Source organism: Mucilaginibacter sp. Bleaf8 (assembly GCF_018390515.1).
GTDB lineage: Bacteria > Bacteroidota > Bacteroidia > Sphingobacteriales > Sphingobacteriaceae > Mucilaginibacter.
Genome location: NZ_JAHBBK010000003.1, coordinates 104,597 through 127,104, shown reverse-complemented (window position 1 = coordinate 127,104; position 22,508 = coordinate 104,597). Strand labels below are relative to the sequence as shown.

Annotated in this window: 26 protein-coding genes; 14 read left to right on the top strand and 12 right to left on the bottom strand. The window is 48.2% G+C overall.

Going from position 1 to position 22,508, the window contains the following annotated elements:
• Nucleotides 1–15 precede the first annotated feature (15 nt).
• The 4 genes from KHS38_RS13955 (at nucleotide 16) to KHS38_RS13940 (ending at nucleotide 2,277) form a co-directional block, all read left to right on the top strand.
• Nucleotides 16–399: a winged helix-turn-helix transcriptional regulator gene (locus tag KHS38_RS13955; RefSeq protein ID WP_213489216.1), complete on the top strand. Its 384-nt coding sequence runs from the start codon at nucleotides 16–18 to the stop codon at nucleotides 397–399.
• A complete protein-coding gene (locus KHS38_RS13950; RefSeq protein WP_213489215.1) occupies nucleotides 396–1,268 on the top strand; it encodes a helix-turn-helix domain-containing protein in 873 nt (290 codons plus the stop codon). The genes KHS38_RS13955 and KHS38_RS13950 overlap by 4 nt, the downstream gene beginning before the upstream one ends.
• Nucleotides 1,269–1,339: 71 nt before the next feature.
• Nucleotides 1,340–1,759, top strand: coding sequence for an ester cyclase (locus KHS38_RS13945; RefSeq protein WP_213489214.1), 420 nt, complete (start codon nucleotides 1,340–1,342; stop codon nucleotides 1,757–1,759).
• 11 nt (nucleotides 1,760–1,770) lie between these two features.
• Nucleotides 1,771–2,277 carry a DinB family protein gene (locus KHS38_RS13940; protein WP_213489213.1) on the top strand — a complete coding sequence of 169 codons (507 nt, stop codon included), beginning with the start codon at nucleotides 1,771–1,773 and terminating at the stop codon, nucleotides 2,275–2,277.
• On the opposite strand, the gene KHS38_RS13935 is transcribed toward KHS38_RS13940, so the two are convergent.
• The 12 genes from KHS38_RS13935 to KHS38_RS13880 all read right to left on the bottom strand — a co-directional run bounded on the left by KHS38_RS13935 (nucleotide 2,270) and on the right by KHS38_RS13880 (nucleotide 9,464).
• Nucleotides 2,270–3,196, bottom strand: coding sequence for an SOS response-associated peptidase (locus KHS38_RS13935; protein ID WP_213489212.1), 927 nt, complete (start codon nucleotides 3,194–3,196; stop codon nucleotides 2,270–2,272). The two genes, KHS38_RS13940 and KHS38_RS13935, sit on opposite strands and share 8 nt — an antisense overlap.
• The gene (locus KHS38_RS13930) at nucleotides 3,145–3,447 is read right to left on the bottom strand and encodes a hypothetical protein (protein ID WP_213489211.1); all 303 of its coding nucleotides are present in this window, start codon (nucleotides 3,445–3,447) and stop codon (nucleotides 3,145–3,147) included. The genes KHS38_RS13935 and KHS38_RS13930 overlap by 52 nt, the downstream gene beginning before the upstream one ends.
• 237 nt (nucleotides 3,448–3,684) lie before the next feature.
• Nucleotides 3,685–3,864, bottom strand: a complete 180-nt coding sequence (locus tag KHS38_RS13925; protein WP_213489210.1) for a hypothetical protein — start codon at nucleotides 3,862–3,864, stop codon at nucleotides 3,685–3,687.
• Between the two features lie 10 nt (nucleotides 3,865–3,874).
• The gene (locus KHS38_RS13920; protein ID WP_213489209.1) at nucleotides 3,875–4,681 is read right to left on the bottom strand and encodes a PRTRC system ThiF family protein; all 807 of its coding nucleotides are present in this window, start codon (nucleotides 4,679–4,681) and stop codon (nucleotides 3,875–3,877) included.
• Entirely contained in the window at nucleotides 4,678–5,397 is a 720-nt protein-coding gene (locus tag KHS38_RS13915) for a PRTRC system protein B (protein WP_213489208.1), read from the bottom strand. The genes KHS38_RS13920 and KHS38_RS13915 overlap by 4 nt, the downstream gene beginning before the upstream one ends.
• Complete coding sequence (locus tag KHS38_RS13910; protein ID WP_213489207.1) at nucleotides 5,394–6,353, bottom strand: hypothetical protein; 960 nt, start codon at nucleotides 6,351–6,353, stop codon at nucleotides 5,394–5,396. The genes KHS38_RS13915 and KHS38_RS13910 overlap by 4 nt, the downstream gene beginning before the upstream one ends.
• 17 nt (nucleotides 6,354–6,370) lie before the next feature.
• Entirely contained in the window at nucleotides 6,371–6,544 is a 174-nt protein-coding gene (locus KHS38_RS13905; protein ID WP_213489206.1) for a hypothetical protein, read from the bottom strand.
• A 2-nt stretch (nucleotides 6,545–6,546) separates the two neighbouring features.
• Nucleotides 6,547–6,765, bottom strand: a complete 219-nt coding sequence (locus KHS38_RS13900) for a PRTRC system protein C (RefSeq protein ID WP_213489205.1) — start codon at nucleotides 6,763–6,765, stop codon at nucleotides 6,547–6,549.
• Between the two features lie 11 nt (nucleotides 6,766–6,776).
• Complete coding sequence (locus tag KHS38_RS13895) at nucleotides 6,777–7,367, bottom strand: hypothetical protein (RefSeq protein ID WP_213489204.1); 591 nt, start codon at nucleotides 7,365–7,367, stop codon at nucleotides 6,777–6,779.
• Between the two features lie 24 nt (nucleotides 7,368–7,391).
• The gene (locus KHS38_RS13890; RefSeq protein WP_213489203.1) at nucleotides 7,392–7,919 is read right to left on the bottom strand and encodes a hypothetical protein; all 528 of its coding nucleotides are present in this window, start codon (nucleotides 7,917–7,919) and stop codon (nucleotides 7,392–7,394) included.
• Nucleotides 7,920–7,962: 43 nt separating this feature from the next.
• Entirely contained in the window at nucleotides 7,963–9,027 is a 1,065-nt protein-coding gene (locus tag KHS38_RS13885; RefSeq protein WP_213489202.1) for a DUF932 domain-containing protein, read from the bottom strand.
• Nucleotides 9,028–9,068: 41 nt separating this feature from the next.
• Entirely contained in the window at nucleotides 9,069–9,464 is a 396-nt protein-coding gene (locus KHS38_RS13880) for a single-stranded DNA-binding protein (protein ID WP_213489201.1), read from the bottom strand.
• A 280-nt stretch (nucleotides 9,465–9,744) separates the two neighbouring features.
• On the opposite strand from KHS38_RS13880, the gene KHS38_RS13875 reads away from it, so the two are divergent.
• The 10 genes from KHS38_RS13875 (at nucleotide 9,745) to ygiD (ending at nucleotide 22,491) form a co-directional block, all read left to right on the top strand.
• Nucleotides 9,745–9,918 carry a hypothetical protein gene (locus KHS38_RS13875; protein ID WP_213489200.1) on the top strand — a complete coding sequence of 58 codons (174 nt, stop codon included), beginning with the start codon at nucleotides 9,745–9,747 and terminating at the stop codon, nucleotides 9,916–9,918.
• 11 nt (nucleotides 9,919–9,929) lie between these two features.
• Nucleotides 9,930–10,409 (top strand): hypothetical protein, encoded by a 480-nt coding sequence (locus tag KHS38_RS13870; protein ID WP_213489199.1) that lies wholly within the window; start codon nucleotides 9,930–9,932, stop codon nucleotides 10,407–10,409.
• Between the two features lie 380 nt (nucleotides 10,410–10,789).
• A complete protein-coding gene (locus tag KHS38_RS22540; protein ID WP_502887934.1) occupies nucleotides 10,790–11,110 on the top strand; it encodes a DUF6660 family protein in 321 nt (106 codons plus the stop codon).
• Between the two features lie 84 nt (nucleotides 11,111–11,194).
• A complete protein-coding gene (locus KHS38_RS13865; protein ID WP_213489198.1) occupies nucleotides 11,195–15,592 on the top strand; it encodes a CusA/CzcA family heavy metal efflux RND transporter in 4,398 nt (1,465 codons plus the stop codon).
• On the top strand, nucleotides 15,589–16,839 hold the full coding sequence (locus KHS38_RS13860; RefSeq protein WP_213489197.1) for an efflux RND transporter periplasmic adaptor subunit: 1,251 nt from the start codon (nucleotides 15,589–15,591) through the stop codon (nucleotides 16,837–16,839). Before KHS38_RS13865 ends, KHS38_RS13860 begins: the two co-directional genes overlap by 4 nt.
• Before the next feature lie 53 nt (nucleotides 16,840–16,892).
• On the top strand, nucleotides 16,893–17,315 hold the full coding sequence (locus KHS38_RS13855) for an RNA polymerase sigma factor (RefSeq protein ID WP_213489196.1): 423 nt from the start codon (nucleotides 16,893–16,895) through the stop codon (nucleotides 17,313–17,315).
• Between the two features lie 16 nt (nucleotides 17,316–17,331).
• A complete protein-coding gene (rseP, locus tag KHS38_RS13850; RefSeq protein WP_213489195.1) occupies nucleotides 17,332–18,645 on the top strand; it encodes an RIP metalloprotease RseP in 1,314 nt (437 codons plus the stop codon).
• 48 nt (nucleotides 18,646–18,693) lie between these two features.
• Nucleotides 18,694–20,727 (top strand): heavy metal translocating P-type ATPase, encoded by a 2,034-nt coding sequence (locus tag KHS38_RS13845; protein ID WP_213489194.1) that lies wholly within the window; start codon nucleotides 18,694–18,696, stop codon nucleotides 20,725–20,727.
• 321 nt (nucleotides 20,728–21,048) lie between these two features.
• Nucleotides 21,049–21,612, top strand: a complete 564-nt coding sequence (locus tag KHS38_RS13840; RefSeq protein ID WP_213489193.1) for an ester cyclase — start codon at nucleotides 21,049–21,051, stop codon at nucleotides 21,610–21,612.
• A gap of 27 nt (nucleotides 21,613–21,639) precedes the next feature.
• On the top strand, nucleotides 21,640–22,491 hold the full coding sequence (ygiD, locus tag KHS38_RS13835) for a 4,5-DOPA-extradiol-dioxygenase (RefSeq protein WP_213489192.1): 852 nt from the start codon (nucleotides 21,640–21,642) through the stop codon (nucleotides 22,489–22,491).
• Nucleotides 22,492–22,508: the final 17 nt, after the last annotated feature.

Genomic DNA, 22,508 nt, shown 5'->3' with positions numbered 1-22,508 from the left:
GAAAATGAGGCAGATATGAAAAAAGAAATTTTAAGAAAATGTGAAACTGACCGTGACAACTGCCCGGTAAAAGATGTTTTGAACCGCGTTGGCGATAAATGGTCCATGCTGACCGTCATTATGTTGTCCGACCACGGTACGCTGCGTTTCAACGAACTACACCAGCTGATTGACGGTATCTCACAAAAAATGCTGACGGTCACCCTAAAAATGCTGGAAGCGGACGGGCTGTTGACACGGAAGATGTATGCACAGATCCCGCCAAAAGTGGAATATGCCCTGACCCCGCTTGGTGAAAGTCTCGTGACCCCGCTAATGCACCTGTACGATTGGGCTAACACTAACATGCCCACTATCAAAGCTTCCCGCGAACGCTATGAAAAGGCGGTGGCATTATGAATACCTATTATCTACCAGATGATATATTAAACGGCTCTCCTGCTAACACAGATGAAGTGGTGATCCGCTGCTATACCTCTCATCAGGATTCGATCAAGAACAGGATCGTTTTAAATCAGAATATGATCAACCTGCTGGTCAGCGGCACAAAGACCGTTGTTTACCCGGATGCTACGGCGGTGGTGAATGCAGGTGAACTGGTGGTGCTTTCCACCGGAAATGTGCTCACCTCCGAGCTTTTAACAGGCGGACAGCAGTTCAGCAGCATCCTGTTTTATTTCAGTAATGAGGTATTTAACCGGTTTCTGATCAAGTATGATCATTTACTGCAAAACATTACACCTTTAAACGGCAAACAGCCATTCCTCATTTTTAAGCAGGATATTTTCATTAAACAGTTCATTGCGTCAATGCAAGCGTTGGTAAGTACGGAAAGGGAGCTACCAGCCGCTATCAGATTGCTCAAAATCGAAGAGTTGCTCTTGTATCTTTTACATTTTGACCCCGAGCGGTTTCGGGCTATTCAGATCATAACGAAGGACAGGGAGCAACTGCAGATCAAAAAGGTGGTGGAAAGTCACGTCGGTCAGGCAATTACCGTAGATGAGCTGGCGTTCCTTTGCCACATGAGTACCTCAACTTTCAAAAGAAGATTCAGTGAAATCTATCAGACCACTCCTCAAAGATGGCTGCTCATCCGGAAACTGGAAAGGGCTGCCGAACTGCTAAGATCTGCGGAAGAAAGCCCGTCCGGCGTGTACCTGAAAGTGGGCTATCAAAATCATTCCAGCTTTTCCGAGGCTTTCCGTAACCATTTCGGTCATACGCCGAGCGATTATCAGGAGCAACAATTGAACGTTGCGCCGTAATACCTGAACGTCCGGCCCTATTAGGCACCCCCTGTTAGCCGGTACCTTTGTATCATCAAAACAGCTATATAATGGAAACAATGATCGAAGACAACAAAGCGGTAGTGTGTCGCTTTAACCAGGAAGTGATCGAACAGGGAAATGTGGACAGCTTTAACGCACTCATGGATGAAAGTTTTGTGAACCGGTCGGCTCCGGCCGGTATGGACAACGGGCCACAGGGAATGATCTACTTCTTCAATGAGATCTTACGCCCGGCCATGCCCGATGTGAAAGTAACGATTCACCAGCAGGTCGCAGAAGGTGACCTGGTCACTACCCGTAAAAGTATCAGCGGCACGCAAACAGGAGCATTGTTAGGTGTCCCGGCGACCGGCAAAGCAATCAGCATCGATGTGATCGATATTGTACTGGTTAAAGACGGCAAATATATGGAGCACTGGGGAATCACCACACTGCCTGAACTTCTTGCCACTTTAGCGCGGGCGTAATAAAACCAGTTATGTTGAAGCAATATTTTACTGACCTGGCAGCTTACAATTGCTGGGCAGATCAGAAGGTCATTGACTGGCTAAGCCGGGTTGACGAGGAACAATGGAAACGGGCTAATGTCAGCAGCTTTCCCAGCCTTAGACAAACCGCCCTGCACATCGCCAGTGCCGAAAAGATTTGGGTGGACTTTTGGATGAAGGCAAATGATCCTGTATACCTTTCCGCGGAATTTACGGGGACCAATGAGGAGTTATTATTGATTTGGAAAGAAGCATCTGGCAGCCTGGCAGAATTTGTTAAAAGCCATCCTGAGGACAGGCTTACGGAATTAGTCAGTTTCACTTACCCAAACGGCAGAACAGGCAGGATGCAGTACGATCACACCTTTGCGCATAGTATTAACCATTCCACGTATCATCGCGGTCAACTGGTGACTTTGTTGCGGCAGGCCGGATACAATAAATTTTCATCTATTGACCTGGCTACTTACTACATTCAGCAATCAGTGATTAGCTGAACAGATCACCCTGGCGACCTATTTCACGGTTATAAGCTGTTCTTTCAGCATCTTCAACCGTTACCAATTCTTCTGTCTCCTGTGCGGCTGCTTCGGATGCTGCCGGCCAATGATTGAACTGCAATTCTTCCGTGTCCACAAAACTCGTATCGATACGTGCAAGTTCCGGGTATTCCAATGGTGTAGCTTCCAGCGTCCTGCGATAATTCCGGTCGACCGTACAAAAATCCAGCAATCTGGATGGGATCTGGGTACGGGCAATTTGGGAGAGACGCTCTTCACCTGGCTTTTCCATCAGCCACTCCCATGCCAGTTCTTCTGTCAATATGGACGGCATTCTTTTCTTGGAATTGTGGATCTGCGACATGACCGCATTAGCCTCGGTGATCGCAAAAGCGACGGTGTTTACGAACTGGCTGATTTCCGGATCCAGCCACTCGTTGTACAGCCCCGGCAGAAAGAAATACTCCTGGCCCTTTAAGCTTACCTGATACGGATACTTGATGGTTTCCTTCAGTTCCTGGCCCTTTTTGCCGATTTTCGGCACATGGCGGGATTCGACGATACCCGTCGATAAAACCAGGCATCGGCGGTTCTTGGCGGCGTCTGCCCACATGGAGCGCTCGCCATTTTCTTTCACAAATAGGTTTTCCGATTTAAAGTTCAGCGTCGTGTATTTCGCCCGGAAGATATTGGCTTCTGTCCGGGTTTTCACAAAGCCCGGTACATAGCCCCATTCCGCCTGTACGATGTCGAAGTCTTTACCGTTTGCAGAAGGGATCAGGATGGCGCAGGGTGCATAATTGAACCCGTTATGTACCCCAACATTCAGGAACTTGTAATTCCGGATCGCTTTTTCAATGCCTTTCAACCGAATAGATTCGGCGCGGGTAACTTTTTGTCCGTTGTAGTAGCACATAACTGATTTCTCCTGTATTCACGAATATACGCAGCAATTACCTTGCCTGCAAGTTCCGCTTCTTCCTGCCGCCCTTCGGGTATGGACGTCCAGAATTTCACCCCGTCCGTATTTTCTGCTATCGTAATATTTAAAGGAGGAGGACTGCCGGGATAGACCAAATGAAAAACACGAGCAAACTTGATGGTATGCTCGCTCACCCGGACGGACTGTCCATTCAGCTCCACATCAAATACTTTCGGATCTTCCATCCTCAAATATACTAATCTATTTAGCAATTTATCAAACGAAATGGCTCTATGCCGGTAGCGGTAAACCCTGTCTGCTCGATGGGAAATTCATCCTGCACTCAATAGCAATAGCGCCTGTATTCCCGGAAGTCAGGGAGAGGCATCGCTGAGAATTGATTTTGGGGAAGTCAGGTGCACCATCCGCCGCCCTGCCTGTTGCGGATGAAAGCAGCAAGTGGCAGGGTGGCGCACTTTTTTTCACGCCCGCAGCGCCAGCAGCTTTTGGTACATGTCTTCCCAATAGGCCTGTAATTTTTGATCGGAAGCGGCATAAGCCGGATCGGCATGACGGTAATGCCGGTAATCGTCGGCCTGTAAAATCGCCAATTCCAAATCCGGCACGTTAATGCGCTGACCTTTCAAATCTGTAATTTCCATAGCGATTTCGTTAAGTTAATTTGATAGGCTGTGTCCTGAAATCGTGCAGGTTCAGAAAGAACCCCCGGTTCATTAAAATCCCTTCCCGGAACAATTGCCACAAGAGCGAAGCGCCCATATTGGCTAAGGTGGAATTGATAAACAAGTCCTGTTTGGTCAGGGCTTCCGCTAAAGAACAGCTTGGGGTATCGTCGGTGGCGTCCGCGGTTGCCAGTAATTCTTTAAAAGTCTCCGTCACAAAAGGCAGGTTACCCACCGGAGCGAACTTTTCGGAGGCGGGTTGTTTCAGTTCTCCGATAGTGGATAGTACCACCTGCCCCGTATCCTTACTGTTGCCAAAATCCATCCAGTAAAGCGGCCTGTTACGGTCATAGCGATAACCTGACCGGTATTGCCCTAACATTTCAGCAATCTCAAATCGCGCGGCGGCATGATCCACACAGGTAATATACAGGTTGGCCTTGCCGTAGTCGGGCAGGTAGCGAAGGATTTCAGTATCGTACCGTTTGGCGACCGCTTTCCAGTTCGTTCCGAAAAAACGGTTGATGCGGTTAACAAGGGCGACACTTTTAGGTAAGCCTATTTCTGCCTCCGCAAAAAGTTGCCTGCCGAGGTTGGCAGGGCTGACGGTATCATCGTCATAAACGGTAACCATCAGGCCGGGATAATCCAATGCAAGCATGGCCTGGTTCATCCGGGCAAGACTCGTCAGCATTTGACTTCCCGTTCCCCCTGCGCCGATGAGATTAACAGTAATCGGATTGGTAGGGCTGACTAAATAACTATCGGTGAAATGTACGGCGGTTAAAGTATTCATCGGATTAAGTTTTTGAGTTGGTATGGGGTCGGATTCAGTACTTCGGTCGGGAACGGTTCTGCGGTGGCCGTCAGTTGTTGCCATAACTGCACGATATTGCCTTTAACAGGTTCATGGCCTCCGATCAGGTGGCTGAAATAGCTGTTAAAAAAGTACGCCTGCCACAGTTTCATAAATTGTTCAAGACCACAATCGTCCGGGATGCGGATGCGCACGTTACCCATGCATACCCTGCCGTCCTTATACAGGTTGAAAAAAGGCGCATAATACAGCGGTGTGGTTTCCTTGAATTTTGATACGGTTACTGCGAATACCTGCAAGCAGCCTTTCCCGGCTTTCCAAACCAATGCGGGGATATGGGCCATTCCCGGGGGAATGCCTAAATTTTCGGTAAACAATAATTTAACGGGTTGCGGCGGCGTATACCATACCACGTAACCCTCCGCACCGCTGTTGAGGTGCAAAACGTTGGCCGGCATTAAGCCTTTAGGGGTTAAAAATCCCTGTGCTTTCTTTTCACCCGACTGCAAGGCTTTCGCTAAGCTGTTGCTTTCCCTGACGGATAAGGGATGCCCGTTGATGGGGCAGCCTTTGTCGTCCATGTCGTAACTTTCGATGTAGTAATCGGATGGGTGTTGTTCTTCTGTCTTGCGCAGGATAATTAAAGCTTTTACAGGTTCGTATAGATTGCCAAACGTGCCGGTTAATTCTTTCATGGCTTACGGTATAAAAGGGTACATAAATCGTCTATCAGTCCGAACGCCCGCTGCTCATAGGCTAATTCATCGGTATAGGCGGACTGGACTCTGTTAAAACAGGTAATTGTTTCGGGTTCCTGATAACGGGCGCGCTCATTAAAATCATCGTTGACCATACTTTTCAAACGTTCACTCAAGTGGTCGTTCACGCTACCGATAAAGGAGATATATTCCTGCATGCCTACGTAATTGTCTTGATAATCCTCCACCTCGTAATCCTGCAAACTGGCATGCTGAAACAGGTTAGCGTCAGGGAAATCCTTTCCTAATTGCAGACAAGTGTGCGCAACGGCAAGGCAATCCTTTTCAAATTCACTTACAGCGTTGAAATGGGTTATCAGGCAGTCCAAACTTTGGCGAAAACGGGGCTCCATCATTTTAGCTTGCATAAAATCACCCTGTAGCTTCGCATTTTCAAGGTCTGCCTTTTCAAGGGCGTATTCATCTTCCTCGCCATCGTTCCAATCATCGTTTATCCAATCTTCCATGACCTCGTAATTGGAATACATATACGTGTCTTCGTCCCGGTAATAGCTGATACCCGCCCCGGCATAGAGGTAAGCGCAAACGGCGGTCAGCAGTTCGGCGCAGGGTACATGCGCTTCATTTTGCCATAACTGGTAAATGGGCATGACAGGAATATAGTACAGGCAAAAATCCTCGTCGAATGTTTCTGCGATGGTCAGGCATACTTCACCGTTCTCCTGCGCTGTAATGGTCAGGTGGCGGTACTTGTCTTTCACCCGCAGTTTGCAATGCAATTCCCTTTCAGCCATCAGCACATTATAGGGATACGGCAAGGAACGGAAATCAGTCAGTTCCAACCCGTAATGGTTCCCGAGGTAAGAACGGGATTTAAAAAAATCCCGTTCTGTGGCCGAACGACTGGGCAACTCAGGCGCAGGAGCGTACATCGGTGTAAAGCTATGCCTTAAAAAACCATCGGCAGCAGGTGCCGGGGCGCGGAGCGTGGCGGATTTTGCCGGACTTCCTGCGCATCGGGCAGCCTGTCGAGGTCTTTGGTAAAGTGTGCGATTTGCTGATGTAGTTTCCATTGCGGTGGGTTTCGTTTCTGTATGAGTCTGTCTTCGTTTTGCTTTTTCATGGTTAACCTTTCGTGCCGATGGTCGATACAAATTCGTATTCCCTGAAATCGTCTTTGAACTCGGGCCCGACAATTTTGGCGGTGGTCAGGATGGCATAGAGGTTGGCGTAATGATTGCAAACCGCTTCGGGGCTGAAGTCCTCGTTCGGGTCGGTGAGGCGTATTTTTTGCCCGTTCTCCGTATGGATAAAAACCCGGGGTAATAATTTTGTCTGTATCATAGTGGTAAGGATTAAGCTTTAAAGTTTAATAGTGCTTTTTCGTAGAGGTTGGCCTGCTGTTCCAGAAATTGCCGTTTCTTTTTCAGTTCATTTTCCTTGTTGGGGTGTTCCTCGATACTTGGCAGTTTGGTCAGGGCCTCAGAAAATTTCAACTTTTTAATCAGTTCCGTAACCCGCTCCATCGCTTCCTCATAGATTTTCTTCTTTTCCTCTTTGCTGATTTTGGGTTCAGGCAATTCCACATCATCCATATTTTTGGCAGCGGTTGCAGTTGCTTGCGCCTTTTCCCGGTTCTTTTTATCCTGCTCCAGTTTGGAGGCGGCTTTAGCCTGTTCAACGCTTTTTAAATGGGCTTCCATATTGACCTGTAAGCCTGCGCTTTTGAGGGTCGGTTCAGTTACCTTGTCAAAAAAGCCCTCGTCCAAATCTTTGGCAGTACCGGAAAGGGTCAGGGGTACAATAAGGTTGACGGCCTTATCTCCGCAGGTGGTATGAAATAATTGAGATACGATAAAATGGCCTTTGTCGTCGGTGGTAATGGCCAGTTTCCAAACCCCTTTCAGGTTCAGGCTGGCTATGTTTTGAAAAAAGTTCGTTGTCATTTTGAAGGTTCTTAAGGTGGATAATTACTGTTCGTCTTTTAGGATTAGGAGGGTATTGCCTTTCCTGTGGTAGAGGAATGCACCATTGGATAGCAGGCTCCTGCGGGTAAGTTCCGTACTTTCTTCTTCCTGTTTGAAGTAAGGCAGGCTGTTTGCCCGTGCAATAAGTTCTTGATTGGTCAGGTGCTTAAATTTCCGTTTGGTATTTCTTTCGGCTTCGCTTTCTATCTTCTTGAGATAAGACAGGTAGCGCCCGGTCAGGTCTAAGCCCCTTTTGAATGCGCCCTTAGCGGAAATATAATTTTCCTCGTAAAGGGTAATGTTTTGTGCGGGTAAATTAATTTCATAACGATAGGTGGCGTTGCTCCGCTGTTCCTGCATGGTGCAATGTTCCTGAAGGAGCGTTAGTTCCTTTTCCGCATTTTTAAGGGATAGTAACGGTAATAAAAGCTGCTCCACAATGTAGCCCTGTTCGGGTGCGCTGCTGCTGTCGGCAACACATCGAATAGGCTCGCCGTTGCTTAAAGTGATATGAAGATTTGAACGTGTCATGTTGCTTTTTTAAGAAAGGGGGATTACTCCCCCTTTGGTAGGTTTAATTAAATTGCAGGAAATTATCGTTTACCTGTTTGGAGAAATTCAGGCAAAGGTCAAAGGCGGTTTGCGCTCTTTGTTTGGCTGTTCCCTCCGTAATTGATTTGAATTTGGCTTCACCGTCCTTGTAGTTCCGTACATTCTGGAAATATCCGGTGACCGAATTATAAGCCCCGAATAAGGTTCCCGCAGTCGTTTCCATTTGCTGCGTGGGACTGCTCATGGCATACTCATAAACCTTGTCAACCATATTGGTGTAGGTCGTTGACAATTCATCGGTTTTTCCGGCCATCAGGTTATTGAGCACCTCTTTATTGGGCACCATCGCCACCTGTATCAATTTCTTCACCTCCTTATCCGTAATGCGGATGGTAGACCAATGGTTAAAGATGTCCTGCATTTCATCAGCCATTGTGTTACTGATACCCATCAGGGTATGCGCCTGCTTCAGCCGGTCGCCAGCCGATGCGGTATGGCGGATTTTAACGGCATTTGTGTGGTTACGCATGGCCGCGTTAAGCGTATTGTTACAGACAATTCTTACCGGGGTAAAGGCTGCGGTAATGCTGCCGAAACCATCGTGAGAGGTGGTCAGGAACAGGTACTTTTCGATGAAATCGTCTTTGCCGACACGGATATAGCCAGGCAGTTTAGCGGTAATGAATATGCGTTCGCCTTTACCTAATGCGCCTGCGGTTTCATACAGGACACCATCGCCACCGCCGACAATCGCATCGAAAAACTCGAATGCGTTTACATTCTGTACAACTTCATAATCTTTACCGACTACCCCTAAAACCTGCTCGGTATCGCTGCGGATGGTCGCAAAATAATTCGGAACGGCTATATCTGGAACGGCTTCTTCGTTGTTCCAGCAATGCGTGTTGCTGTCGATGGTAAATAAAGGGCGCTTTTCTACGGTGTAGTCCAGTCCGGCGAATTTGATCGCCTCTGCGCTGGTAGGGTAGTGTTCTACGATTTTGCCCAAGCCGTGCCATGCCCGTTCTTTGACGCTGAAAAAGCTGTATTCCTGACGGGCTTCGTTGAAATTTAAATGGTGTGCCATGATTTTAAGCTTTGCTTTCGTTAAAAAATGAATGGATTAGTTTAAAATGGCAGATCGTCATCGTCTGCATTTGTACTTGTTCCTGCGGTTACTGCCTGCATTTCCTTACTGTTGGCAGGCTCTGCGCTTTTAGCCATCGGGCTAAACAGCTTAATGGTGTCGCAGGTACAAATCAGCCTTGACTGCAAACCCTTGGTTGGGCTTTGGTAGGCCTGCGCTTCTACCCATCCTAAAATCTCGACTACTGCACCTTTGCTGAGGTATTCGGCAAGGCCTGTATTGCGCCAGTAGGTGCAATCCACGAATACGGTTTTTTCCTTTTTTTCGCCCGCTTTGTTCTTCCATTTCTCGTTAATGGCTACGGTGAAATTGATAAGAGATTTGTCTTTAACCGTTTTAACTTCTGCTTTTCCGGTCAATCTTCCTGTGAATAACATGCTTTTGATTTTTTAATGAATAATTTGTTGGTTGCTCTTCTCTCGCCCCGATGCCTCAATTGATTATTTTTAAAAGAAAAAGGGAAAAAAGAAAGCAATAAGAAGTGCCGGAAAGCAGGCAAAAGGAAATGGAATAATTGGAGGGGACCCTTTGGGGAGGCAGCCGTTTATGCCGGACATCTTTTGCAAACCCAACAGCAGCTCCGGCAGGATATTGGCTGCCCTTTTTACCCGTTTCGCCTAAAAATATTCATAGGATTAAAAAAATGCCATTGGAGCCATGGGCGATCAGCAGGTTCAAAAGGCTGGACATGGCAGGCAACAGATATCCATTAAATTCAGTCTTCAAAAACAACGGCCATCCACTTTTCCGCATCACGGATTGCAGCGGCATCCTTCGGCAGAAGATAAAGCGGAAAGCCGGACCGGAGGAGATGCCATGGAGCATGAATAACCACGCTGCAAATGCTATATTTACAGGAAGGTTTTACTTCATTCAAAGTCATGGGATTACTTCGACTTGTGCTCAAACTTTTTAAGTTCAAACCCGGCTTCAACGGGACACCGGAAATGTTCCTGGCCATGGTCATGGAGCTGCAATCGCGGAACAACAAGGCTTATTCCGTAACCGAAATGCTGCAGTGGGGCGAGGTCATGCAGCAGGCAGTAAAGGTCAACCTGGCCCCTTATAGGAATTTCGCCGACCTGCTGCAGAACGGTAAGCCGGATTTTAAGATGATAGAACGGGTGCGGGATAAAATGGATGAATTGAACCAACGACGGGAATTAAAACAGGCCATCTATGGTAAAGACGTTGATCTGGGGGACGATGATGTGATGACGAGTAATGGAGAGGGTGCGGTCTTCGCAAGAAAGATGGTCAAGAATCTGGCCAAGCACGTAAAATTCAAGGATGAGGATCAGGATATGATCGACCGTCTTTAAAGTCGACGGAAGAATAAAAGTGCCGGTTTAAGCTGGACCGTACGACGACATTTATCATGCCTGGCTGTAACTGACCTTGCCGGCTCAAGCGTCTTACAGCTTTTAAAAGCCCCATCAAGACTCGAAACCAATTAATGGAAGATGTAAAGCACATCATTCTATCAAGGCAGATCGGTATCTTTCTATATATTTTAATTATGTAGTAGTTACCGTAATTTGAGCAATTATTCCGTCACTCAAATCAGTCCAATAAAGTGCTAGATGTAAAATGGGGCAATTCTACTTTTGGCTTGGAACTATAACGTGATGACTGCAAGCTTTTGGTCATAATCTATAACATTTATTGCATTCACTCGTTAAAACCATACTTTTGCTACTGAATGAAGTATTTAGTGTTCATATTCAGCGTCTATATGACCCTACTGGCGGTGCTGCCATGCAGGGACAAGGATGATTTTGCGGATGTGGCAAGGTCTTATACTTCTATTCAAAATAGCCACACCGCAAATGAAAAGGCAGGACAGGAAACCTGTACGCCCTTTTGCACATGTGCCTGCTGCTCCACAGTGAGAACCCTCACCCCGCTGCTTTCCACAACGACTATATTCATTAAGCCTGTATCCCGAATCTATGGCGAGGCCCTTGTGCCGGCTTTAAGGGAACAGAGCATATCCATCTGGCAACCGCCCCGGCTCGGTTAATACACTTACTTTTTAATTCAATCATTGCTTAAGGTAGTTATGTCTTTTCTGCAATGAAGTATTCTGTATTCATCTTACTATTTCATGTTTGATAAGATCATTGCGTTCTCCATCAGCAATAAGCTGTTGGTAGGCGCATTTATATGCCTACTGGTAGCCGGAGGTATTTATTCCCTTGCGCGGCTACCCATCGATGCCCAGCCCGATATCACCAATAACCAGGTGCAGATCATTACCCAGGCACCTACCTTGGGTGCCCAGGAAGTGGAGCAGTATATTACCGCGCCTATCGAGCTGGCCATTGCCAACGTGCCGAAAGTTATTGAAAAGCGGTCCATTTCCCGTTCCGGGCTTTCGGTCATCACCGTTGTTTTTGAAGATGATGCCGATATTTACTGGGCGCGTCAGCAGATCAGCGAAGGGCTGAAAGAAGCCGAGGCGCAGATACCTAAAGATACCGGGGAACCCACGTTGGCACCCATCACGACCGGTTTGGGTGAGATTTATCAGTATGTCATTCATACCAAGCCAGGTTATGCGCATAAGTACAGTGCTACCGACCTGCGCACCATGCAGGACTGGATTGTCCGCAGGCAGCTGGCCGGAACGCCAGGCATTGCCGAGATCAGTGGCTGGGGCGGCTACGTCAAGCAATACGAGATTGCGATCGACAACGAAAGGCTGAACAGCCTGAACATTACGATCAGCGACATCTATACCGCCCTGGAAAAGAACAACCAGAATACGGGCGGCTCTTATATCGAGCAGCGCAGCAATGCTTATTTTATCAGGGGATTGGGGCAGGTTCAAACGCTGGACGATCTGGAACATATTGTGGTTAAGAACCGGGAGGATGCACCCGTTGTGATCGGGGATATTGCCAAAGTTCAGTATGGTAGTGCGAATCGTTATGGTGCCGTTACCCGTAACGGCCAGGGCGAAGTCGTGGCGGGCGTTGCCCTGATGCTCAAAGGTGAAAACTTCAACGAGGTCATCAAGCGCGTAAAAGAGCGCATGGCACAGGTGCAAAAATCTTTGCCGGAAGGTGTCGTCATTGAACCGTTTATTGACCGTACCGAACTGGTGGGCAGAGCTATCGGCACCGTCGAACGCAACCTGATTGAGGGCGGCCTGATTGTCGTGTTTGTACTGGTTTTGCTGCTGGGCAACTGGCGAGCTGGTTTGGTTGTGGCTTCCGTTATCCCGCTGGCGATGCTCTTTGCCGTAACGCTCATGTACCTGTTTGGCGTATCCGGCAACCTGATGAGCCTGGGCGCGATTGACTTTGGCTTGATTGTCGACGGTGCCGTGATCATCGTCGAAGCGATGATTCACCGCATTACCGAATCAAACCGCTTTGCGGATAAGGAAGTCTTGAACCAGGCGGAAATGGATAAAGAAGTCTATAATGCCGCATCCCAAATCCGGCACAGCGCGGCTTTTGGCGAAATCATCATCCTGATCGTCTACCTGCCGCTGTTTGCCCTGGTGGGCATTGAGGGCAAGATGTTCCGGCCAATGGCAGAAACGGTAGCTTTTGCTATCCTGGGTGCTTTTATCCTTTCGCTGACTTATGTGCCGATGGCGAGCGCCTTGTTCCTGAGCAAGAAAACACACCATAAGCGCAATATATCCGACCGTATCATAGACGGTTTACACCGCATGTACACGCCTGTTTTGAACGCCGTTCTGAAATTCAAGAAGCTGACCGTTTTTCTTTCTGCCGTATTATTAGCCATTGCCATCTGGGCATTTTCTAAAATGGGCGGTGAGTTTATCCCTACGCTGGAAGAAGGCGATCTGACGGTCGAGATCGCCATGATGCAGGGCACTTCGCTCAGCCAGGTGGTGGAAACCTTCGGCAAAGCAGAAAAGCTTTTAAAGCAGAAGTTCCCGGAGATCAAACAGGCCGTAACCCGCATCGGCAGCGCGGAAGTACCGACCGACCCCATGCCCTTTGAGCGGGGCGATATGATGCTTTCCATGAAGCCGAAAGACGAGTGGACGTCGGCCAGTGACCGCGCGGAAATGATGGAAAAGATTGAGCAGACGCTAAAAAATATTCCCGGGATTAACGTGGAGGTTACCCAGCCCATGCAGATGCGCTTCAACGAGCTAATGACCGGTATTCGTCAGGATGTTGCCATCAAGATTTTTGGCGACGACCTGGACGTGCTTTCCGCGCAGGCAGAAAAGACAGCCAAACTGATTGCCGGTGTGAAGGGTGTAAGCGAACCTATCGTAGAAAAGGTCAGCGGCCTGCCGCAGGTGGCCGTTACCTACGACCGTCATAAAATTGCCCAGTACGGGCTGAACATTGAAGATGTGAATACCGCTTTAAGCACCGCCTTTGCCGGCAGAGTGGCTGGCGTGGTGTTCGAGGGCGAAAAGCGGTTTGAAATCGTTCTGCGCTTAAGCCGGGAACTCCGTTCCGACATCGTGAACATTGAAAACCTGTATATCCCATTGCCGAGCGGCAGTAAGGTGCCGCTGAGCCAGGTGGCTTCCATCAAAATTGAGGACGCACCATCACAGATCAGCCGGGAGGACGGCAAGCGTAGGATTTACGTTGGCTTTAACGTGAGAGGCCGTGACGTAGAAAGTACCGTGAAGGATATTCAACAACTGTTAAACCAAAGGCTTAAAATGCCTGCCGGATATTATACCACCTATGGCGGCCAGTTCCAGAACCTGCAGGAAGCCAAAGGCCGTTTGGAGGTTGCCGTACCGGTTGCCCTGCTGCTGATTTTGGTACTGCTGTTTTTTACTTTTCGTTCCGTAAGAGAGACGCTGCTGATTTTCTCCGCAGTGCCTTTATCTGCCATAGGCGGTGTAGCGGCTTTGTATCTGCGAGGCATGCCGTTCAGTATCAGTGCAGGTGTAGGCTTCATTGCGCTCTTTGGCGTTGCCGTACTCAATGGCATCGTACTGATCGGGTACTTTAACCAGCTTCAGGCCGAAGGCATCTGGGATATCGTGGAGCGTGTCAAAAAAGGAACGCACGTCCGCTTAAGGCCGGTCATGATGACCGCATCGGTCGCCTCACTGGGCTTTTTACCCATGGCGATATCCACCACCGCGGGTGCCGAAGTGCAAAGGCCGCTGGCAACGGTAGTCATTGGCGGGCTCATCTCTGCTACGCTGCTGACCTTACTCGTACTCCCAGTACTCTATATTCTATTCACTAAAAATCATCCCCCTAAACCCGATAAGGCGATGCCATTATCACCCAAAGTAGTAACCATCTTATTGCTGCTGACTTGCGGTATATTTGCTAGCCAGACCTTAAAGGCACAGGATACCGGGCCGCTTACTATAGCGGAAAGCATCCAAACGGCTATCCGTAATAATCCGAATCTGAGAAAGTCAGCGCTCGAAGTGAGCCAGAACAAAGCCTTGCAGGGAACGGCCTTTGACCCTGCCAAAACCGATATCACGCTGACACAGGATCCGACATCGGGCGGTAACATCGACAATAGTCTGGGCATTACCCAAAGCTTTGCTTTTCCAACCGTCTATCGTGCGCAAGGTAAAGTGCTCAAAGCACAAACCGCATTGAGCGAAAGCGCAAGAGCCATTACCGAAAACGAACTGGTCAAAGAGGTGAAAGCCGCTTATTACCAGCTGCTGTATGCCCAAAACAAGCTCCGGCAGCTCAGCAGCCAGGACAGCTTATATAAGCGCTTTTCCGAGCGGGCTGCCTTGCGCTACAAAACCGGGGAGACTTCTTACCTTGAACAACTGTCCGCCGTAAATGCCTACCGGGAAATCGGGGTAACGAAAAAGCAGGCCGAAGCCGATGTACTGATCGCCAGGCAGGAATTACAGCAGCTTTTAAGCGTAGATTATCTGCCTTCTATATTCGAAGCTCCTTTGGAGAAATTAACCTTTTCGGTAGAGGACAGTGCAGCGATCAGCAGGCATCCGCAGGTGGCTTATTATGAGCAGCGAAGTGCCCTGGCCGGTGCACAACTGAAAGCCGAGAAAAACAGGTATCTGCCTGACCTTACTTTGGGTTACCGGCAGCAGCTCTTGGTCGCAGCATTCAACCCGGCTAACATTAACCGAAATTATTATCCGGGCACCCGAATTGGCGGTATTGAAGTTGGTCTGGCCGTTCCCCTGTTCTTTGGGGCGCAGAAAAGCAGGGTGAAAGCAGCGCAAGTCGGCCAGCAGATCGCTCAGGCAGAGCAGCAGAATGCAGCCCGATTACTCAGTAAGCAATATAACCAGGGCTTGCAGGAATTAGCCAAATATGATGAGGCGCTCCGCTACTATGGGGAAGCCGGATTAAAGCAAGCAGATGAACAGACCCGGATTGCCCAGTTTGCCTACAGCAAAGGCGAGATCGGTTATGTGGAGTTCATTCAGAACATGACCCAAGCAATGAATATTCGCCTGAGTTACCTGGCTGCCCTGCGCGACTACAACCAAACCGTTATTCAACTTCATTACTTAACCGCACCAGGAAACCAAAAATGAAACGATTCCATTTAAATTTATATAAAACAGCTTTTGCCTGCTTATGGGCCGCATCGGTACTACTGGCATCCTGCTCGCCGCACCCCAAAACTGGGGAAAAAGAAGAAGCCCAAACGGAAAAGCCGAAAGCCCCGAATGAAGGGGTTACGCTGAGTCAAAACCAGCTAGACGCGGTAGGTATTCGTATGGGCAGCGTTGAACAAAAAAACCTGAAATCGGTGGTCAAGGCCAGCGGCCAGCTCGAAGTACCACCACAGAATAAGGCCGAAGTAACCCTGCTCATGGGCGGCGTAGTTAATCAGGTATTCGTACTGGAGGGTCAGCACGTGGCTAAAGGGCAAAAACTAGCCACCATTGAAAATAACCAGCTCATTCAGTTGCAGCAGGATTATATGTCGGCTTTATCCAATCTGGCCTATGCCACCAAAGAATACGAACGCCAGCGGGAACTGAACGAGGCCAATGCCGGTACGGGCAAAATCTATGAGCAGTCGCAAACGGCATTACGCAGCGAGCAGGCTAAAGTATCTGCCCTGAGCCGCCAGCTGCGGCAGGTAGGCGTTAGCCCGGAAAGTGCAGCGCATGGCAGGTTTATCACGCAGATTCCGGTATATGCCCCGATCAGCGGCACCATCGGCAAGATTGTAATTCAGACCGGCTCCTATGCAGAACCGGCAAGGGCGCTGATGAACATTATCGATAACTCCAAGGTGCATTGTGATCTGGTGGTCTATGAAAAAGATCTGTTCAAGGTGAAAGCAGGCCAGCAGGTAAGCTTTATCCTAACCAACCAGAATAACCGCGAGATCACCGGTAAAATTTATGGGGTGAACCAATCTTTTGAAAATGAAAGCAAAGCCATTATTGCCCATGCTGTGATTGAGCAGGCGACGAAGAACAACCTCATTCAGGGCATGTATGTATCCGCGTTAATTGATGTGGGCAGGCAGGAGGCCACAGCGGTTCCTACTGAAGCCATCGTCAAATCAGGTGGCAAAGAATATATCTACTACCTGACTCGCGTGGCTGACCAAGCTGCTTCTAAAGCCAAAGGCGAAAAAGATGAAGATAATTCATCCGGCAAAGCTTATGTATTTGAAAAAGCCGAGGTCGTAACCGGTGTCAGCGATCTGGGGTATACCGAAATCAAATTGGTCAAGGGTTTGCCGAAAGATATGAAGATTGTCACCAAAGGAGCGTTTTACATTCTGTCATCGGAAAACGCCACAGGTGACGAGGACGAATAGCCAATAAAATGGTAAGTGCAGGGCCTCAGTGCCTGCAAAGGAGAAAAAAGATCATGGAAACGATAATCATCAATAATCAAATCATACTCGAAGGCTTGTTAAAAGCCGAAACACGCCAGCAGGCATTCAGTCAGCTGCTGGCCCGATATCAGCAGCGCATCTACTTTTTTATCCGTCATCAGGGCTTAGACCATGAGGATACTGATGAACTTGTACAGGATGTGTTTGTCAGATTCTACCGACATATGGGCGGCTTGAATGATACAGACGATTTGGAACAGGTCGTTTACGGCCTGGCCGCGGAAAGCATTCAGCAGCATTTTAAGGCGCAGCCGAAAAGCGCCTGGCTGCCTCGTTTGATCTTACTGCTCAAACCGCAATCTTTTAGTTTTCGCGAGTTTGCAGGGATGCTCAATATAGCGGTGAATGAAGTGAAAGCGGCCTATCAGTCCAATTTAAGCCAAAGTCAGAAATAATATGCGGTTACTCATCATGATATTACAATTTGTGGCCGGAATGTCACTGCTGGTATTGGTACACGAGTTCGGGCACTTTGTGGCGGCGAAGGCATTCGGTATACGGGTCAGGAAGTTTTACCTGTTTTTTGATGCGTGGGGTTTGCGGTTATTCAAGTTCCATTATAAAGGAACGGAATACGGCATAGGCTGGCTGCCGCTGGGGGGGTATGTAAAAATGGCGGGTATGCTCTCCAACCACGAGGATGAAGAAGCCAGTGAGGGTACCTTTGCCCACCGCAGATACCATAACAAACCGGTATGGCAACGGATTATTGTCATGCTGAGCGGCATTCTGATGAACGTCTTACTGGCCATCATCCTGTTTACTGGTCTGACGCTCAGGTATGGAAAAGGTTATGTTGCTTCATTGGGACAGGAATACCGTATTGACCCAGGCAAACTGGGTAAGCTCGCTGGCCTCGAGGCGGGCGATCAGCTCATCGCGGTTGACGACGAACCGATGGTGGACGAAGAAGAACTTACCAGCAGCCGCCTGATAAGGGGTAAGACAGTTTTATCTGTTGTGCGGTCGAAAGGAAAAGAACGCGTGCACCTGCATATTGCCGTACCACCACAAGTGATGCAGACCATTGCTGATCAGGGCATGACGGATTTCTTTTCGGTCAATGCCGACTATAAAGCCGATTCGGTTTTAAGCAATCTGAATTTGTATGGTACCAAGGAATTCAAGCAGACCGGCATATTCACCCTAAATGGGGATTCCATACATTCCTTTGAAGAGTTCCAGGTCAAGCTGCAGGAAAACAAAGCACGTGAATTATATGTCACCGTTATTCATGATGGTCAGGCCATGCGGCTCAGGGCACACTGGGACAAGGATGGTCATATCGGCTTTAGTTTACGCAGCAAAAAGCCAGCTTACCGGCCGGTACCAGTAACGGTTGGCAGTTCTATTGCTACCGGTACGGAGCGTACCTTAAACTCCATATCTGATAACGTAAAAGGTTTCGGACAGATGCTTTCGGGTGAGGTCAAGATGCAAGAAGCGCTGAACGGGCCGGTCAAGATCGCCACCATGTTTGGTGAGCATCTGGAATGGAAACGGTTTTGGAGCCTGATTGCCCTGCTGTCGATCGGCATTGGCTTTATTAATGTGTTACCCATACCTTCTCTGGATGGCGGACAGATTTTTTTGGTAGCCATCGAAGGGGTACGAGGTAAGCCGATTAAACCCGAAACGCTGCAACTCATCCAGGTCACAGGCTTTTGCCTGCTGATGGGCATTGTCGCTTTTGTATTATATAATGACATCCGCAGCCTCATCTGATTGCAGGATACGAAACAAATTACACCCACAACTACTTAAAACAAAATAATGGAAAACACCCAACATCAGGCAGAAGATAAAAAGCTTACCGGGAAGCCTTCCGAAGAAAGCCCTACTGCCGTGAATAATGAGCGGGCACACGAGGCCGACCAGCATGCAGCAGGCGGCCATGACCATGATGAGGAAGATGAAACGCTGAATCTGACCGCAGCACCCGAGGAAGCGGAAAGCTGGCTGAGACACTGGCCGCTGCTCACTGCGCTTTTGATACTGGCGGTGATGCTAACGCTGGAATACGGTTTTAAGTTTCAGCCTCCATTTCCCATCAACCTGATTATCTTTTTGATTGCTTTCGGGCTTTCGGGGTATAACGTCTTGGCCATGGCCTGGCGCAAGGCCAAGCACTTTGATTTCTTTAATGAGTTTTTCCTGATGAGCGTGGCCACCGTCGGGGCTTTCAGCATCGGTTCATATAGCGAGGGCGTGGCCGTGATGGTATTTTATTCGATTGGCGAGTGGTTCCAGGATGCAGCCGTTAACCGCGCGAAGAAAAGCATCAAGGCATTGTTGGATATCAGGCCGGACAAGGTAACGGTGATGCGTGATGGAAAAGCTACGGACGTAGACCCGAAAACCGTTCAGGTAGACGAGATCATACAAGTGAAAGCGGGTGAAAAGGTTGCGCTGGATGGTGAGCTGTATTCGGATGCAGCCACGTTCAATACCGCAGCCCTGACCGGTGAGAGCAAGCCCGATACCAAACGCAAAGGCGAAAAGGCGCTGGCCGGGATGATTAACCTGGATAAAGTGAGCGAGGTGCAGGTCAAAGCACTGTTTAAAGACAGTAAGCTGAGCCAGATACTGGAAATGGTGCAGGATGCCACCGCGCGGAAATCACAAACACAACTTTTTATCAGCCGGTTTGCGAAAATCTATACGCCTATCGTTTTTGCCCTGGCCGTACTGGTTTGCTTTGCGCCTTACTTCTTTGTGGACGCCTATAACTTTCACCAGTGGTTTTATCGGGCTTTGGTGTTCCTGGTCATCAGCTGCCCTTGTGCGCTGGTGGTATCCATTCCACTGGGCTACTTTGGCGGTATCGGGCTTGCCTCACGGAACGGCATCCTGTTTAAAGGTTCTAACTTTTTGGACGTGATGACTAAGATCAATACCGTCATCATGGATAAAACCGGGACACTTACCAAAGGGGTGTTCAAATTGCAGGAAGTAGTGACGGATAACTTTGATAAAAATGAACTAGTAAGAACCGCCGCCGCGATCGAAGCGAACTCTACCCACCCGATTGCCAAAGCGGTAGTCGAATATGCAGGCAACGGGGCGAGCGACCTAAAAGCGGAAAACGTCGAGGAAATTTCGGGACATGGCTTGAAAGGAACGGTTAACGAGAAAACCGTACTGGCAGGGAATGCCAAGTTGCTGGAGAAGTTCGATGTGGCCTATCCTTCTGCGGTTGATAGTTTGGTAGATACAGTGGTGGTACTGGCGGTAGATAACCGGTATGCAGGGTATATTACCATTGCTGACGAAATCAAAGAAGATGCAAAAGAAGCCATTGAGCGGATGCACAACTTAAAGCTGCAAACAGTCATGTTATCAGGTGACAAGCAGGCGGTAGTCGATAAGGTTGCCAAAACCTTGGGCATTGATAAAGCCTTTGGTGATTTGCTGCCGGATGGGAAAGTTCAGAAGGTGCAAGGGTTTAAAGATGCGGGTAGCCGGATCGCCTTTGTGGGCGATGGGGTGAATGATGCGCCGGTAGTTGCCCTGGCTGATGCGGGTATTGCAATGGGCGGTTTAGGTAGTGACGCGACCATTGAAACAGCTGATATTGTCATCCAGAACGATCAGCCTTCTAAAATTACTACTGCTATTCAGGTAGGCAAGATCACCAGCCGAGTCGTGTGGCAGAATATCGCCATTGCCATGATCGTCAAAGTGATTGTGCTGGTACTGGGTGCAGGCGGGGTAGCCAATCTTTGGGAAGCGGTGATTGCGGACGTGGGGGTGGCATTGCTTGCTATTTTAAATGCGGTACGCATACAGAAAATGAAGCTTGATTAATGGTCTACAACCTCCGTAACCGTAAATGGTATAAGAAAAGCAGTAAATACTGTGAAAGAAGTGTATCACAGGGAAGCTTTTCCGCATTCAGCAGCGTATGTTGACGTTATACCGGCATGAAACCAATGGAGTTCATTAAAAAAATGTCAAGCGGTAGTATTACCGCAATGGATTGCGAATGGTATATAGCTTTCCATAAAAATTAAATCTAAAGTAAATGTGTGATCATCTTAACAAAGGTTAAGTCTATTTCTTACCCCACGTCAAGTGTTTATTATTCATCAAACGGCAACTTTGTGGTGTTAATAAACACTTAAAAAAATGAAAAACTTCACAAAATTGACCATCGTACTCTTGGTCATGATTGGTACAGGCACTTTATCTGTAAAAGCACAAACCAAACAAGAAATCGCTAAAATGCAGCAGCAGCTTAAACAGCTGACAGCAGCCGATGCGTTGGTACAAAAACACCTGAAAACTTTTGACACCTTAGATTTTACGGTATTTAGCGGCCAGCAATGGGCACGTTTTCATGAGAGCCATGGTAAGGACATTAAAGTATACTGGCCGGATGGTCACATTACCGTAGGTCTGGCCAAACATATTGAAGACATGAAGGCCTTATTTATATATGCGCCTGATACCCGAATCAAACAGCACCCTATCCGTTTCGGATCAGGTAATTTTACAGCCGTAACCGGTGTGTTTCAGGGTACTTTCACCAAACCGATGCCTATTGGTAATGGCAAGTTCATCCAGCCAACCGGTAAAAAATTCGATTTTCCAATGGCGACTATTGGTATCTGGAAAGATGGTGTGATGATCGAAGAACACTTATTCTGGGATAATAAGACCTTTATGGACCAAATCGGTTTAGGTAAATAAATCAATAAAAAACGCAGGCATACTTCAATGGTATGCCTGCTGAAAGGATCAAAAATGAAACTGCAGGAACTGGCGAACATCGCCGGAAATTTTCCGCTTAGGGAAAAAACGATGCCGATGCTGTTTATTGGACACGGCCACCCCATGAATGCTTTGTGGCATAACGATTTTACGCAAATGCTGACCAAGCTGGGCAAAACTATCGATAAGCCGAGCGCAGTATTGGTGATCTCAGCACACTGGGAAACGATCGGCACCTATGTCAGCGTAAACCCCTTTCCGCGTACAATCTATGACTTTGGCGGTTTCGACAGGGAACTGTTTGAAGTGAAATATGAACCAAAGGGCCATCCGGAACTGGCACGTGAATTAAAATCAATGGTTTCCGTTACCGATGTCATAGAAGACCACGACATGGGTCTTGACCATGGAGCCTGGACCGTATTGAAGTTTATCTGGCCGGATGCCGATGTGCCGGTTTTTGAAATGAGCATGAACTATTCCAGACCGGCGGCCTTCCATTATCAATTAGGCGAACAACTGAAAGAACTGCGCCGTAAAGGCGTATTGATCCTATGCAGCGGAAACATCGTGCATAACCTACGCATGATCGACTGGCGGGATATCGATGCCAAACCATACGATTGGAATGTAGAGTTCGACCAGTTCGTTAAGGATCAGTTGGAGAACCGCAATTTCGAATCTTTGATCAATTATGAAAAAGCTGGATCGGCTGCACGCCTGTCTATTCCGACCAATGACCATTACCTGCCGCTGATGTATGCGCTGGGCCTGATCAGCAGGAACGAAGAGATTAAACACATTTATGAAGGCTACCAGTTCGGCAGTTTAAGTATGCGCTGCTTTCAGGCCGGATAACTTATTTAGAAAATTAC

What these genes read in the sequence shown, in the direction of transcription:
- KHS38_RS13955 (WP_213489216.1), top strand. Translation starts at nt 16, where the DNA reads ATGAAAAAAGAAATTTTAAGAAAATGTGAAACTGACCGTGACAACTGC.
- KHS38_RS13950 (WP_213489215.1), top strand. Translation starts at nt 396, where the DNA reads ATGAATACCTATTATCTACCAGATGATATATTAAACGGCTCTCCTGCT.
- KHS38_RS13945 (WP_213489214.1), top strand. Translation starts at nt 1,340, where the DNA reads ATGGAAACAATGATCGAAGACAACAAAGCGGTAGTGTGTCGCTTTAAC.
- KHS38_RS13940 (WP_213489213.1), top strand. Translation starts at nt 1,771, where the DNA reads ATGTTGAAGCAATATTTTACTGACCTGGCAGCTTACAATTGCTGGGCA.
- KHS38_RS13935 (WP_213489212.1), bottom strand. Translation starts at nt 3,196, where the DNA reads ATGTGCTACTACAACGGACAAAAAGTTACCCGCGCCGAATCTATTCGG.
- KHS38_RS13930 (WP_213489211.1), bottom strand. Translation starts at nt 3,447, where the DNA reads ATGGAAGATCCGAAAGTATTTGATGTGGAGCTGAATGGACAGTCCGTC.
- KHS38_RS13925 (WP_213489210.1), bottom strand. Translation starts at nt 3,864, where the DNA reads ATGGAAATTACAGATTTGAAAGGTCAGCGCATTAACGTGCCGGATTTG.
- KHS38_RS13920 (WP_213489209.1), bottom strand. Translation starts at nt 4,681, where the DNA reads ATGAATACTTTAACCGCCGTACATTTCACCGATAGTTATTTAGTCAGC.
- KHS38_RS13915 (WP_213489208.1), bottom strand. Translation starts at nt 5,397, where the DNA reads ATGAAAGAATTAACCGGCACGTTTGGCAATCTATACGAACCTGTAAAA.
- KHS38_RS13910 (WP_213489207.1), bottom strand. Translation starts at nt 6,353, where the DNA reads ATGTACGCTCCTGCGCCTGAGTTGCCCAGTCGTTCGGCCACAGAACGG.
- KHS38_RS13905 (WP_213489206.1), bottom strand. Translation starts at nt 6,544, where the DNA reads ATGAAAAAGCAAAACGAAGACAGACTCATACAGAAACGAAACCCACCG.
- KHS38_RS13900 (WP_213489205.1), bottom strand. Translation starts at nt 6,765, where the DNA reads ATGATACAGACAAAATTATTACCCCGGGTTTTTATCCATACGGAGAAC.
- KHS38_RS13895 (WP_213489204.1), bottom strand. Translation starts at nt 7,367, where the DNA reads ATGACAACGAACTTTTTTCAAAACATAGCCAGCCTGAACCTGAAAGGG.
- KHS38_RS13890 (WP_213489203.1), bottom strand. Translation starts at nt 7,919, where the DNA reads ATGACACGTTCAAATCTTCATATCACTTTAAGCAACGGCGAGCCTATT.
- KHS38_RS13885 (WP_213489202.1), bottom strand. Translation starts at nt 9,027, where the DNA reads ATGGCACACCATTTAAATTTCAACGAAGCCCGTCAGGAATACAGCTTT.
- KHS38_RS13880 (WP_213489201.1), bottom strand. Translation starts at nt 9,464, where the DNA reads ATGTTATTCACAGGAAGATTGACCGGAAAAGCAGAAGTTAAAACGGTT.
- KHS38_RS13875 (WP_213489200.1), top strand. Translation starts at nt 9,745, where the DNA reads ATGGGCGATCAGCAGGTTCAAAAGGCTGGACATGGCAGGCAACAGATA.
- KHS38_RS13870 (WP_213489199.1), top strand. Translation starts at nt 9,930, where the DNA reads ATGCTATATTTACAGGAAGGTTTTACTTCATTCAAAGTCATGGGATTA.
- KHS38_RS22540 (WP_502887934.1), top strand. Translation starts at nt 10,790, where the DNA reads ATGAAGTATTTAGTGTTCATATTCAGCGTCTATATGACCCTACTGGCG.
- KHS38_RS13865 (WP_213489198.1), top strand. Translation starts at nt 11,195, where the DNA reads ATGTTTGATAAGATCATTGCGTTCTCCATCAGCAATAAGCTGTTGGTA.
- KHS38_RS13860 (WP_213489197.1), top strand. Translation starts at nt 15,589, where the DNA reads ATGAAACGATTCCATTTAAATTTATATAAAACAGCTTTTGCCTGCTTA.
- KHS38_RS13855 (WP_213489196.1), top strand. Translation starts at nt 16,893, where the DNA reads ATGGAAACGATAATCATCAATAATCAAATCATACTCGAAGGCTTGTTA.
- rseP (WP_213489195.1), top strand. Translation starts at nt 17,332, where the DNA reads ATGATATTACAATTTGTGGCCGGAATGTCACTGCTGGTATTGGTACAC.
- KHS38_RS13845 (WP_213489194.1), top strand. Translation starts at nt 18,694, where the DNA reads ATGGAAAACACCCAACATCAGGCAGAAGATAAAAAGCTTACCGGGAAG.
- KHS38_RS13840 (WP_213489193.1), top strand. Translation starts at nt 21,049, where the DNA reads ATGAAAAACTTCACAAAATTGACCATCGTACTCTTGGTCATGATTGGT.
- ygiD (WP_213489192.1), top strand. Translation starts at nt 21,640, where the DNA reads ATGGTATGCCTGCTGAAAGGATCAAAAATGAAACTGCAGGAACTGGCG.